The following is a 12,030-nucleotide window of genomic DNA, read 5'->3' as shown; positions in this document are numbered from 1 at the left end:
ATATCTGGCGTTGATTTTTGGCACGCTGTTGAGTTCTCAAGGAACGGACGCTTCCTTTGTACTCACCCAAGCTACTCTCGGGCTTTCCTCCGGGCAGTTTCCCTTCGGTCTTGCGTTTCCGACTCTATCAGATCCTTTTCCGATCCGATTCCCTGTCGGCGGGATTTGCCTTTCGGCTGTCTTTTGGCCTCGCGGTTTCCCTTGCGGCCTTTCGACATTCACTACGTTAGCCGATTCCCTCGGCAACTCATAATTGAGTGGTGCGGGCTGGAATCAGGGCATGCCTGAATCGCCCCCGCTGAGGGGATGTCGTAGGTAGTGGGTTGGCCGCTCTCGGCTGCTGGCTGATCGCCGTAACCGGTTCAAGCGGCTCGGGCTACGTTACGGATCGCCCAGGGGCGAGTCAAGTTGAGCGCCGACGGGGGACGTGGGCCCGATAAGGGCTGACCGTCGGGTCGTTGGCGATCCAGAAACGCCAGGGGTGGACGCCGCCGTCTCCGGCGACCCCCGTACGGGGACCGTTGAGCACCTGGTCAGGGCTGACGGGGGTGCCGGTCAGGACGGTCAGGGGCGAGGCCTCTGACGCGCAGGCGTCCGTGCCGTCCAGGGCTCGGTCCACGTCCAGGGCCGTGGCCAGGCGGGCCGGCCCTTTGGCCAGTTCTTTGTCGTTTCGGGCCGAGATTCGACGTTTGCGGGCGAGGTCGACACCCTCCGTGATCTCGCCGGCGCGCAGCAGGACCGCGCTCGCCCGGCCCTCCGGGCCGCACACGAGGTTCATGCAGTGCCACATGCCATAGGTGAAGTAGACGTACACGTGTCCGGGTGGACCGAACATCACGTCGTTGCGGGCGGTGCGACCCCGATAGGCGTGCGAGCCGGGGTCGTTTGCGCCGTCGTACGCCTCGACCTCCGTCAGGCGCAGTGCGATCGGCCCGTCCGGGGTGGTGCGGACGAGGACGCGCCCGAGGAGGTCCGGCGCCACCTCCAGTACGGGGCGGTCGAAGAACTCGCGGGCGAGGGGCGTACGGTCGGGGCTCGCGATCATGGCGTACGAGCGTAGTCCAGACGGGTGCGTGCCGACGGGTGGCGTGGTGGCGTCCTCCTTGGAAGGGTGAGGAACCGGGAGGACGCGGAACCGGGTGCCGTCGGTTTGCGTTTGTAGGGATCAAGGCTCCGCGCCACGCAGAGCGATCCACACCACAGAGAACACAGAACCACGCAGATGCGCAGGCTTCGGCCTGACGGGAGGAACAGACATGGGGTTCAAGCGGCTGCTCGCGAGCCTGGGAGCCGGTGGCGCTTCGGTCGAGACGGTGCTGACCGAGGTCAACGTCGTCCCGGGCGGTGTCGTCCAGGGTGAGGTGCGGATCCAGGGCGGCTCCGTGGACCAGCAGATCGAGGCGCTGTCCGTCGGGCTCCAGGCCAAGGTCGAGGTCGAGGGTCAGGACGCGGAGTACAAGCAGGACATCGAGTTCACCAAGCAGCGGCTCGGCGGTGCCTTCGAGCTGAAGGCCGAGGCCGTCCACGTGGTGCCGTTCGGGCTGGAGATCCCGTGGGAGACGCCCGTCACCACCATCCAGGGGCAGACGCTGCCCGGGATGCACATCGGCGTGACCACCGAGCTGGAGATCGCGCGCGCGGTCGACTCAGGTGACCTGGACCCGATCAACGTGCACCCGCTGCCCGCGCAGCAGGCTCTGCTGGACGCCTTCATCCAGCTGGGCTTCCGCTTCAAGAACGCGGACATGGAGCGCGGCCACATCCGCGGGACCCGGCAGAAGCTGCCGTTCTACCAGGAGATCGAGTTCTACCCGCCGCAGCAGTACCACGGCCTGAACCAGGTCGAGTTGAGCTTCGTCGCCGACGAGCGCGAGATGGACGTCGTGCTGGAGATGGACAAGAAGCCGGGTCTGTTCAGCGAGGGCAGCGACTCGTTCCGTTCCTTCAAGGTGGGTCTGCACGACTACCAGAGCACGGACTGGGCGGCGTACCTCAACCAGTGGCTGTCCGAGGTCGGCAGCAAGCGCAGCTGGTTCTAGGCTCGGTACGACTGGAACCACATCTTCCCCGGATCCATCAGGAGGTACCGAGATGACCGAGCCGAAGAGGCCGCCGCTCCCCCACGACTTCCACCCGGTCGTGCCGTCCTTCACGGTCGCGAGCGAGGACGTCGAGGCGGGTTCCACGCTCAAGGACGCTCAGGTCTACGCGGAGGGGAACACCTCTCCGCAGTTGCGCTGGGAGGGTTTCCCGCCGGAGACCAAGAGCTTCGCCGTGACGTGCTACGACCCGGACGCCCCCACGGGGAGCGGATTCTGGCACTGGGTCGTGTTCGACATCCCGGCGTCGGTGACGGAGTTGCCGACGGGTGCCGGCTCGGGGAAGTTCGAGGGCCTGCCCGAGGGCGCCGTCCAGGCGCGCAACGACTACGGGACGAAGGACTTCGGTGGGGCCGCCCCGCCGCCCGGCGATCCGGCCCACCGGTACGTGTTCACGGTGTACGCCGTGGACCAGGAGAAGCTCGGCCCGGATGCGGACGCCTCTCCCGCCGTGGTCGGATTCAACCTGCGGTTCCACACGCTGGCCCGTGCGCAACTCATCGGTGAGTACGCCGCTGTGGCGGAAAAGTAACGAAGCCGGACGTTCATTGAACGTTTGCCCGTCTCTGGTCTTGGAAGTGATCAGAGACGGGCATTTTTTATTGCGTTGTCCATCTCGGCGTGCCCGGCCAGAGTTGATCCAAGCCCGCCGGGGGGTGGGCTGGCACAGGAGGTGGGCTGGGATGCGGGACACGCTGGTACTGAACGCGAGCTTCGAGCCGCTGTCGACGGTGACGCTCAACCGAGCCGTCGTGCTGGTGCTGCAGGACAAGGCCGTCGTCGAGCAGACCCACCCCGAGCTGCGCATGCGGGGAGCCGCGGTCGACATACCGGCGCCCCGGGTGATCAGGCTCTGCCGCTATGTGCGGGTGCCGTTCCGAAGACAAGCGCCGTGGTCGAGGCGGGGGGTCCTGGTACGGGACAGGCACAGATGCGCGTACTGCGGTCGTCGGGCGACGACCGTCGACCATGTGGTGCCGCGTTCGCGGGGCGGTGGTGACACCTGGCTGAACACCGTGGCCTCCTGCGCCGAGGACAACCACCGCAAGGCCGACCGGACTCCGGAGCAGGCGGGTATGCCGTTGCTGCGGCAGCCGTTCGAGCCGACGCCGGCCGATGCGATGCTGCTGTCGCTGGGGCATGACGACTTCGACGCGCTTCCGGCCTGGCTGTCGCAGGGAGCGGCGTAACGCCGTCGGGGTTGCTGTGGTTCGCGGTCTGTGGGTGCGTCGTGGCTTGTCGCGCACTTCCCCGCACCCCCAGACATGTCTGGGCCCGCCCTTCTTCGGAAGGCGGGCCCATCGTCGTGTCTGCCCTCAGTCGATCGCCGGCTTCTCTCGGCGTTCGCCGTTGCCGTCGGCGGGGCGGGGGACGGTCGGGCCGCCGCCCAGGTTGCCGAAGTTGCCCATGGCTCCGGAGAGGCCCTTGAGGGCGTCGCCGATCTCGCTGGGGACGATCCAGAGCTTGTTGGCGTCGCCCTCGGCGATCTTCGGGAGCATCTGGAGGTACTGGTAGGACAGCAGCTTCTGGTCCGGGTCACCGGCGTGGATGGCCTCGAAGACCGTACGCACGGCCTGGGCCTCACCCTCGGCGCGCAGGGCGGCGGCCTTGGCCTCACCCTCGGCGCGCAGGATCTGGGACTGCTTCTCGCCCTCGGCGGTGAGGATGGCCGCCTGGCGCGTACCTTCGGCGGTGAGGATCGCGGCGCGCTTGTCACGGTCGGCGCGCATCTGCTTCTCCATCGAGTCCTGGATGGAGGTGGGCGGCTCGATCGCCTTCAGCTCGACGCGGTTGACGCGGATGCCCCACTTGCCGGTCGCCTCGTCGAGGACGCCGCGCAGGGCGGCGTTGATCTCCTCGCGGGAGGTCAGGGTCCGCTCCAGGTCCATGCCACCGATGATGTTGCGCAGCGTGGTGACGGTGAGCTGCTCGATGGCCTGGATGTAGCTGGCGACCTCGTAGGTCGCGGCGCGGGCGTCGGTGACCTGGTAGTAGATGACCGTGTCGATGTTCACGACCAGGTTGTCCTGGGTGATCACCGGCTGCGGCGGGAATGGCACGACCTGTTCGCGGAGGTCGATGCGGTTGCGGATGGAGTCGATGAACGGGACCACGATGTTGAGGCCCGCGTTGAGTGTGCGCGTGTAGCGGCCGAACCGCTCGACGATGGCCGCGCTGGCCTGTGGGATCACCTGGATGGTCTTGATCAGGGCGATGAAGACCAACACCACCAGAATGATCAGGACGATGATGATCGGTTCCATCGTTTGCTCCCCGTGCCCTTCTCCGCCGTGGCGCTTCCTGAAGATCTTATGCCTGTTCGGACTGTTGAAGATCTTGCTGGTCGAGTCTGGCAGAACACCGCCTGCCGGGTGGGTCGTTCAGGCCATTGCGTCATCGCCTCGTGACCACGTCGTGCGAGGTCACATGACGATCGCCGTGGCCCCCTCGATCTCCACCACGTCCACTTCCTGACCCACCTCGAAAGCCTGGCCGGTGTCGAGCGCCCGGGCCGACCACACCTCGCCGCCCAGTTTGATGCGGCCGCCCGCGCCGTCGACCCGTTCGAGGACGACGGCGTGTTTGCCCCGCAACGCATCGATGCCGGTGGCGAGTTGCGGCCGCTGCGCTCTGTGCCGGGCCGCGATGGGCCGGACGACGGCGATGAGGGCGACGGAGACGATCGCGAAGACGACGACCTGGAGTACGACACCACCGCCCAGCCCCGCGACCACGGCGCCGGCGACCGCGCCCAGGGCGAGCATTCCCAACTCGGGCATCGCGGTCACGACGAGGGCGATCCCGAGCCCGGCCGCGCCGATCAGCCACCACACCCATGCGTCGATGCTGTCCACATCGGCCATGGTAGAACCGCGATCGGGCCGCCGAACAGAGCGCCCGGTCAGTGATCGCGTACAGGGGGCTCCCAAGTCGGGTGCGCTCGGGCCGTGTTGTGGCCCCGGCGCGCCCGACGGACGGGAGATCGACAGGAGTTGGAGGTCAGGTGAGCGGCAGGCCGCGGGCGGTCCAGCGGTCGTCGAGCTGCTCGACGACGAGCGGGAGGCCGAAGCAGAGCGAGAGGTTGCGGGAGGTCAGTTCCAGCTCCAGCGGGCCCGCGGCGAGGACCTTGCCCTGACGGATCATCAGGACGTGGGTGAAGCCCGGGGGGATCTCCTCGACATGGTGCGTGACCATGATCATGGAGGGGGCGATCGGGTCGCGGGCGAGGCGGCCGAGGCGGCGTACGAGGTCCTCGCGGCCGCCGAGGTCGAGGCCGGCGGCGGGCTCGTCGAGGAGCAGCAGCTCGGGGTCCGCCATGAGGGCGCGGGCGATGAGGGTGCGCTTGCGCTCGCCCTCGGAGAGGGTGCCGAACTTGCGGTCGACGTACTCGCTCATGCCGAGGCGGTCGAGGAAGGCGCGGGCGCGCAGCTCGTCGACCTCCTCGTAGTCCTCGTTCCAGGTGGCCGTCATGCCGTAGGCGGCGGTCAGCACGGTCTGCAGGACGGTCTGGCGCCGGGGAAGCTTCTCCGCCATGGCGATGCCGGCCATGCCGATGCGGGGGCGCAGATCGAAGACGTCGACCTTGCCGAGGGTGTCGCCGAGGATCGTGGCGGTGCCCCTGCTGGGGTAGACGTAGCTGGACGCAATGTTCAGGAGGGTGGTCTTGCCGGCGCCGTTCGGGCCGAGGATGGCCCAGCGCTCGCCCTCCTTGACCGACCAGGAGACCTGGTCCACCAGAGCCCGGCCCTCGCGGACCACGGATACGTCCTCCAGCTCCAGAACATCGCTCATGAGCGCGCTGTCTCCCCTTGCAGTGTCGGCCTGTCTCGGCTGTCGCGTACGCCTGTGGTTGGAGCCACCGCCGGGTGGGCGCAGCCCATGGGGAAATCTACGCCACCGGTCGGGCCACCCATCGCCTCGGTCGTCCTTAGGGTGGGGGCATGCTCTCGGAACCACGCTCAGGACGCCTCGTCTCATGGGGAAATGCCCTTCTTGCCGGACTTGTCTCGCCGGATGACGCGGTGCTCGCGATCGTCGGGGAGGACGCGGTGCACCGGGTGGAGGGACTGCCCGGTGAGTCGGGGCCCGTGGGACTGACGCTCGGGCTGGGTCGGTTGCGGGCGCTCGGGGTGACCGGGTTGCGGGTCGCGCTGCCGGCGCCGGGGCATCCGCTGGGGCTGAGCGGGCCGCCGGAGTTCAACAAGCGGGCGCTGGAGGCGGAGGAGGCGGTCGTCTGCCACGGGGGTGCGCTGGGGCTGGTCCCGGAGGTGTCCTCGATCGGGCCGGCGGGCGACGAGCACGTGGAGGTCGTCTGGCACTGCCTGGAGGTGCGCGAGGCGCCGCCGGCCGATGTGCCGTCGCTCGGGGAGGCCGAGCGGGAGTTGGCGGAGGGGCTCCGGGAGGCGACGGAGGTGTTGTCGCGGCTGGACGTGGCGGCGTCGGGGCCGGTGGCGGAGGCGGCGATCGACGCGTACCGGGCTCGGGCGGAGCGGGGACGGGAGATGCTGGCGCCCGGGTATCCGCCGCGTGCGGTACGGGTGCTGGAGCTGGCGCAGCGCATCGGGCTGCTGATCTCCGTGGCGTTCGAGAACGGGCACGGCGGGGCGGTGAGCGCCTCGGAGATGGCCTCGCGGACGGCCGCGCTGCGGCCGGTGGAGCGGACGGCCCGGCGGGCGCAGGTGGCGGCGTACAACGCGTTCGTGGAGGAGCGGGAGCGGGGGCGGTAGGGGGCCGTGGGCGCGTCCGGCCCGGGTGCGTCGTTGCTTGGCGGTGGTGCCGGGCGGGGGCGGGCTGGGCCCTCGGCTGTGTGTTGCCCGGCGGCTGCGGCTGGGCGGGGTTTCGCTCACCGGCGCTTGCCGGGTGCCGCTGCGCCCACCCTCCCCCACTCTCGGCTTCGCTCGAGCAGGAGGTGCCCCCATCGCCCCAGCGGCACGACTGCCCGCAGCTGGGACAGCTGGATGGCCGGCGCGGCCGTGCTCAGTGGTTGGCGGTGATGTTGCCGAAGGTCGGGTTGAGTGCGGCGATGAGGTTGGCGCTGAGGCCCGTGACGGTGACGGGGACGTCGACGGGGACCTGGACGTCGAGGCCGGGGGCGACGCCCGGGGAGCTCACGGCGGCGCTGTCGGCGACCGAGTCGGCGACGGCGGCACCGGACGAGGCGCCCGCGGCGAGACCGGCGGCCGTGACGGTCAGGGCGGCCTTCTTGGCGAAGTTCATGAGCTGCGCTCCTCCTGCGTCGTACGTGTCCGGCCCAGCCGCGGGCCGTGCGCTGACAACGCCCGGCGGCTCCGCGGCGGCACGCGCCGCCGGCGGGAACGGTCCCTTCGGCGCATTGAGGCGATGGAACGACCACAGGACGAAACCTGACCGGCCTTCCAGGAGGCGCCTGGAAGGCCGGTGGTCACTCGTGCTCCGGGGCGGGAACGTCAGTGGTTGACGCCCAGGTTGCCGAAGGCCGGGTTCAGGATGCCGACGACGTTCACGCTGTTGCCGACCGCGTTCACGGGGATGTGGACCGGGGCCTGGATGACGTTGCCCGAGACGACGCCCGGCGAGCCGATGGCCTTGCCGTCGGCGTGCGCCCCGCCGTCGGTGGCGGAGGCCATACCGGCACCGGCGGCGACGAGGCCACCGGCCACCATCGTGACAGCGGCGGCCTTCTTCAGGTTCTTCACTTTGAGCCCTTCCTTGCGATCACTGCGGCGGTCGCACGCAGCACGCACTGAAGAACGCCGGGGGTCCCGGCAGGATGCGCCACCCGGGGGACATACACCCGACAGTATGAATCTCAGCCCGGAGGGGAACCCTCCATGTTGCCGGACAATCCGCACATCATCCGGTCACACCATGGCGTACCGCCCAGAGCGCGGCCTGGGTCCGGTCCGCCAGGTCGAGCTTCATCAGGATGTTCGAGACGTGGGTCTTCACCGTCTTCTCGGACAGCACCAGTGCCCGGGCTATCTCGCGGTTGGAGCGGCCGTCGGCGATCAGGCCGAGCACCTCGCGCTCCCGCTCCGTCAGCGAACCGCCTCTCCCCTGGCCGGAGTTGGCCTCCTCCTGGGACAGCAGGGCGTCGGCGACCTCCGGCTGGAGCAGGATGTGTCCGGCGTGCACCGAGCGGATGGCGCCGGCCAGGGCGTCGGGGTCCACGTCCTTGTAGACGTATCCGGCGGCCCCGGCGCGCAGGGCGGGGACGACCGTGCGCTGCTCGGTGAAGCTGGTGACGATGAGCACGCGCGCGGGGTTGTCGAGTTCGCGGAGTCTGCGCAGGGCCTCGACCCCGTCCATGCCGGGCATCTTGACGTCCATGAGGACCACGTCGGGCCGCAACTCCTCGGCGCGGGCGACCCCTTCGGCGCCGTCGGCGGCCTCGCCCACGACCTCGATGTCGTCCTGCACCTCCAGGAAGGTGCGCAGACCTCGGCGGACCACCTGGTGGTCGTCGACGAGGAGCACCTTGATCGCGTCAGCCACCGGGGACCTCCATCTCGATGGTCGTGCCCTTGCCGGGCGCCGATTCCACGGCCAGCCGGCCTCCGACCCCGCTCGCCCGGTCGCGCATGGAGACCAGGCCGAGGTGGCGTCCCGCACGGCGTACGGCCTGGGGGTCGAAGCCGTCGCCGTCGTCGGTGACCCGCAGGACGGCTCCGCCGTCGTGCCGGTCGAGCGTGACGTCGACTCGCTCGGCGCCCGAGTGCCGCAGGGCGTTGTGCAGGGCCTCCTGGGCGACGCGCAGCATGGCCTCCTCCTGGGCCGCGGGCAACGCGCGGGTGCCGCGGCCGGAGAAGGTGACGCGGGCGCTGTGGGCGCGGTCCAGGACGTGCACCTGGGTGCGCAGGGTGGCGACGAGGCCGTCCTCGTCGAGTCCGGCGGGGCGCAGTTCGACCACGGCGGCGCGCAGTTCGTCCGCCGCTTCGGCGGCGAGGGCGGCGACCTGCTGGAGTTCGCCCTTGGCGCGGGAGGGGTCGCGGTCGACGAGGGCGGCGGCCGCCTGGGCGGTCAGGCGCAGGGAGAACAGCTTCTGGCTGACCGCGTCGTGGAGCTCGTGGGCGAGCCGGGAGCGCTCCTCGGCGATGGTCAGCTCGCGGCTGCGCTCGTAGAGGCGGGCGTTGGTGAGGGCGATGGCGGCGTGCTGGGCGAGGATCGACAGCAGGTCCTCGTCCTCCTCGGTGAAGCCGCAGCCGCCGTCGGGCTTGGGGCAGCGCTTGTTGGCGAGGAAGAGGGCGCCGATGACCTCGTCGCCGTCGCGGATGGGCAGGCCCAGGAAGTCGATCAGGTCCGGGTGGGCGCTGGGCCAGCCCTCGAAGCGGGGGTCCTTGCGGACGTCGGCCAGGCGCTCGGGGGTGGCCTGGTGGAGCATCGCGGCAAGGATGCCGTGTTGGCGCGGGAGCGGGCCGATGGCCTTCCACTGGGCGTCGCTGACGCCGTCGACGACGAACTGGGCGAAGCCGCCGTGGTCGTCGGGGACGCCGAGCGCGGCGTACTCCGCGTCCAGCAGTTCACGCGCGGAGGCGACGATCGTCTTGAGGACGTCGCGCACCTCCAGGTGCCTGCTCATGGCCAGCAGCGCGCTGCTCACCGCGGCGAGGCCGGACCGTGGACCTTGACTCATGACCTCACCGTACCGGCGGGGTCCGACAGCGCGGATCGGACCGCCGGAGGCTCCGCCGGGTCCTCGGACCTAGGCCGGAGGCCTACGACCGGACCTAGGTCCGGGGCCGGCCCGGGGCCCCGGCCGTCCCGGGACCGGCCCGGGGGCCTAGGGCGAAGGGACCCGGCGGTCTGCGGCCCGCGGACGAGGCGGCGGGGGCGGTGCGGTTCCTACGTTGAGGTCGTCGCCGCCTGATCGGAGGCGGTCGAGGACGAGGGGACGGACGTCATGTCGGTGGCGATCATCACGGGTGCGTCGAAGGGGCTGGGCCGGGCGCTCGGCGGGGCGCTGGCGGAGCGCGGGTGGGATCTGGTGCTCGACGCCAGGACCGCCGGGGTCCTGAAGGAGGCGGCGGCGGAGCTGTCGGCGTACGGGACGCGGGTGGAGGCCCTGGCGGGGGACGTCACGGACGCCGGGCACCGGGCGGAGCTGGTGGCGGCCGCGCGGGGACTGGGCGGGGTGGACCTGCTGGTGAACAACGCGAGCGCGCTGGGCGCCGAGCCGCTCGTACGGCTGGAGGGGCTGCCGCTGGAGGGGCTGAGGCGGGCCCTGGAGGTCAATGTGGTCGCGGCGCTGGGGCTGGCCCAGGAGGCGCTGCCGCTGCTGCGGGCCTCGGGGGCGGGTTCGGTGATCAACGTCAGTTCGGACGCGGCGGCCGAGGCGTACGGGACGTGGGGCGGGTACGGGGCGTCGAAGGCGGCGCTGGACCAGTTGTCGGCGGTGCTGGCCGAGGAGGAGCCGGGGCTGCGGGTGTGGGCCGTCGATCCCGGGGACATGGGCACGGACCTGTACGCGGCGGCCGTGCCGGACGACGACGATCCGCGGCCGGAGCCGGCCGGCGTGGTGCCCGCCTTCCTGCGGCTGCTCGACGAGCGGCCGGCCAGTGGCCGCTACGCGGCGCCGTCCCTGCTGGAGCAGCGATGACGACGGCGACGGTGCGGGTGCCGCGGGAGCTGCACGCGCGGGTGCCCGCCGAGCAGCGCGGGCCGGGGCGCGACCGGGACGGCGTACGGCTGCTGGTCTCGCGGGGGACGGCGGTGTCGCACCACGCGTTCGCGGCGCTGCCGGGACTGCTGACGGCGGGCGATCTGCTGGTGGTCAACACCTCGCCCACGCTGGCGGCGGCGGTGGACGGCAGGATCGGGGACGCGCGCGTGGTGGTGCATTTCTCCACGCGGGGTGACGACGGGCGGTGGGCGGTCGAGCTGCGGGACCCGGACGGGCGCGGCACCACGCGCGCGCGTGCGGGCGGCCCGGCGGGGACGGGGGTGCTGCTGCCCGGTGACGTACGGCTGGTCCTGGAGGAGCCCCTGAGCGAGCGGGGGGACCGGCTGTGGTGGGCCCGGGTGTCCTCGTCGGCCGTGGCCGGACTGCTGCGGGAGCACGGGCGGCCCATCCGTTACTCGTACACCGAGCGGGACCAGCCGCTGTCCATGTACCAGACGGTGTTCGCGCTGCCGTCGCGGGACGGGGCGGGGAGTGCGGAGATGCCGAGTGCCGGGCGGCCGTTCACGGCTCGGCTGGTGGCGGAGCTGGTGAGCCGCGGGGTGCAGTTCGCGCCGGTCTCGCTGCACACCGGGGTCGCTTCGGCGGAGGTGCACGAGCCGCCGTATCCGGAGCGGTTCGCGGTGCCCGGGGCCTCGGCGCGGCTGATCAACGCGGCGCGGGCCGGTGGCGGGCGGGTCGTCGCGGTGGGGACGACGGCGGTGCGGGCCGTGGAGTCGGCGACCGGGTCCGACGGTGTCGTACGGGCCCGGGAGGGCTGGACGGATCTGGTGGTGACGCCGGAGCGCGGGGTGCGGGTGGTGGACGGGCTGCTGACCGGGCTGCACGAGCCGGAGGCCTCGCATCTGCTGATGCTGGAGGCGGTGGCGGGGCGGGCGGCGATCGACCGTGCGTACGAGGCGGCGATCGCGGGGCGGTATCTGTGGCACGAGTTCGGGGACGTGCATCTGATGCTGCCGGAGAAGCACCTCACGCAGCGCATTGCTGACGCAACTAGCTGTGAACAAAACGTCGGGGCGGTGTGAGGCCCCCCATAGGGCCCACATCACGTACGAAGAAGCCTAGGAGATGCATACGGGCGGTATGAGCGGGAAGGACAGGGCGGTCTGTCCTATTTTGCCGGTTCCCGTACAACTAAGTGGCATCGTACGTCACACCTTTGCCACCCGATTTTGCGGCCGCTAAGAATTGCTGCTGTCGCTCGACGCCGCGGGTCAAACCGCGGCGTTTGTGCTGGAAGAGCTGTGTCCCCCACCTGGCACGCAGAGCGACCTC

General features: G+C 70.7%; 14 protein-coding genes. 6 read left to right on the top strand and 8 right to left on the bottom strand.

Annotation, left to right across the window (positions count from 1 at the left end; genetic code table 11):
- Positions 1 to 403: 403 nt before the first annotated feature.
- Positions 404 to 1,045, bottom strand: coding sequence for a DNA-3-methyladenine glycosylase (locus tag ACZ52C_RS04785; RefSeq protein WP_469073387.1), 642 nt, complete (start codon positions 1,043 to 1,045; stop codon positions 404 to 406).
- Between the two features lie 211 nt (positions 1,046 to 1,256).
- Here ACZ52C_RS04785 and ACZ52C_RS04780 point away from each other — a divergent pair, with 211 nt between their 5' ends.
- The 3 genes from ACZ52C_RS04780 (at position 1,257) to ACZ52C_RS04770 (ending at position 3,289) form a co-directional block, all read left to right on the top strand.
- On the top strand, positions 1,257 to 2,039 hold the full coding sequence (locus ACZ52C_RS04780) for a sporulation protein (RefSeq protein WP_469073386.1): 783 nt from the start codon (positions 1,257 to 1,259) through the stop codon (positions 2,037 to 2,039).
- Between the two features lie 52 nt (positions 2,040 to 2,091).
- Entirely contained in the window at positions 2,092 to 2,631 is a 540-nt protein-coding gene (locus tag ACZ52C_RS04775) for a YbhB/YbcL family Raf kinase inhibitor-like protein (protein ID WP_045560779.1), read from the top strand.
- A gap of 151 nt (positions 2,632 to 2,782) precedes the next feature.
- Positions 2,783 to 3,289 (top strand): HNH endonuclease, encoded by a 507-nt coding sequence (locus ACZ52C_RS04770; protein ID WP_033529234.1) that lies wholly within the window; start codon positions 2,783 to 2,785, stop codon positions 3,287 to 3,289.
- Positions 3,290 to 3,415: 126 nt separating this feature from the next.
- On the opposite strand, the gene ACZ52C_RS04765 is transcribed toward ACZ52C_RS04770, so the two are convergent.
- From ACZ52C_RS04765 to ACZ52C_RS04755, 3 genes are all read right to left on the bottom strand, one after another.
- Positions 3,416 to 4,363: an SPFH domain-containing protein gene (locus ACZ52C_RS04765; protein ID WP_239753134.1), complete on the bottom strand. Its 948-nt coding sequence runs from the start codon at positions 4,361 to 4,363 to the stop codon at positions 3,416 to 3,418.
- A 159-nt stretch (positions 4,364 to 4,522) separates the two neighbouring features.
- Positions 4,523 to 4,954, bottom strand: coding sequence for an NfeD family protein (locus ACZ52C_RS04760; protein WP_045560780.1), 432 nt, complete (start codon positions 4,952 to 4,954; stop codon positions 4,523 to 4,525).
- A 145-nt stretch (positions 4,955 to 5,099) separates the two neighbouring features.
- Entirely contained in the window at positions 5,100 to 5,891 is a 792-nt protein-coding gene (locus ACZ52C_RS04755) for an ABC transporter ATP-binding protein (RefSeq protein ID WP_469073385.1), read from the bottom strand.
- Between the two features lie 149 nt (positions 5,892 to 6,040).
- On the opposite strand from ACZ52C_RS04755, the gene ACZ52C_RS04750 reads away from it, so the two are divergent.
- Positions 6,041 to 6,826 (top strand): hypothetical protein, encoded by a 786-nt coding sequence (locus ACZ52C_RS04750; RefSeq protein WP_469073384.1) that lies wholly within the window; start codon positions 6,041 to 6,043, stop codon positions 6,824 to 6,826.
- A gap of 250 nt (positions 6,827 to 7,076) precedes the next feature.
- On the opposite strand, the gene ACZ52C_RS04745 is transcribed toward ACZ52C_RS04750, so the two are convergent.
- The 4 genes from ACZ52C_RS04745 to ACZ52C_RS04730 form a co-directional block, all read right to left on the bottom strand.
- A complete protein-coding gene (locus ACZ52C_RS04745; RefSeq protein WP_469073383.1) occupies positions 7,077 to 7,316 on the bottom strand; it encodes a chaplin family protein in 240 nt (79 codons plus the stop codon).
- Positions 7,317 to 7,525: 209 nt separating this feature from the next.
- On the bottom strand, positions 7,526 to 7,774 hold the full coding sequence (gene chpE / locus ACZ52C_RS04740) for a chaplin ChpE (RefSeq protein ID WP_033529228.1): 249 nt from the start codon (positions 7,772 to 7,774) through the stop codon (positions 7,526 to 7,528).
- Positions 7,775 to 7,931: 157 nt separating this feature from the next.
- Positions 7,932 to 8,573 carry a response regulator gene (locus tag ACZ52C_RS04735; protein WP_215450702.1) on the bottom strand — a complete coding sequence of 214 codons (642 nt, stop codon included), beginning with the start codon at positions 8,571 to 8,573 and terminating at the stop codon, positions 7,932 to 7,934.
- Positions 8,566 to 9,711: a GAF domain-containing sensor histidine kinase gene (locus tag ACZ52C_RS04730; RefSeq protein WP_469073382.1), complete on the bottom strand. Its 1,146-nt coding sequence runs from the start codon at positions 9,709 to 9,711 to the stop codon at positions 8,566 to 8,568. The genes ACZ52C_RS04735 and ACZ52C_RS04730 overlap by 8 nt, the downstream gene beginning before the upstream one ends.
- A 267-nt stretch (positions 9,712 to 9,978) precedes the next feature.
- Here ACZ52C_RS04730 and ACZ52C_RS04725 point away from each other — a divergent pair, with 267 nt between their 5' ends.
- Together ACZ52C_RS04725 and ACZ52C_RS04720 are read left to right on the top strand one after the other, a co-directional pair.
- The gene (locus ACZ52C_RS04725) at positions 9,979 to 10,674 is read left to right on the top strand and encodes an SDR family NAD(P)-dependent oxidoreductase (RefSeq protein ID WP_469073381.1); all 696 of its coding nucleotides are present in this window, start codon (positions 9,979 to 9,981) and stop codon (positions 10,672 to 10,674) included.
- Positions 10,671 to 11,780 (top strand): S-adenosylmethionine:tRNA ribosyltransferase-isomerase, encoded by a 1,110-nt coding sequence (locus tag ACZ52C_RS04720; RefSeq protein ID WP_469073380.1) that lies wholly within the window; start codon positions 10,671 to 10,673, stop codon positions 11,778 to 11,780. The genes ACZ52C_RS04725 and ACZ52C_RS04720 overlap by 4 nt, the downstream gene beginning before the upstream one ends.
- Positions 11,781 to 12,030 lie beyond the last annotated feature (250 nt).

Source organism: Streptomyces sp. NPDC034049 (genome assembly GCF_055575575.1).
Note: the sequence above shows the minus strand (reverse complement) of the source record. Positions and strands in the feature narration are given on the sequence as shown.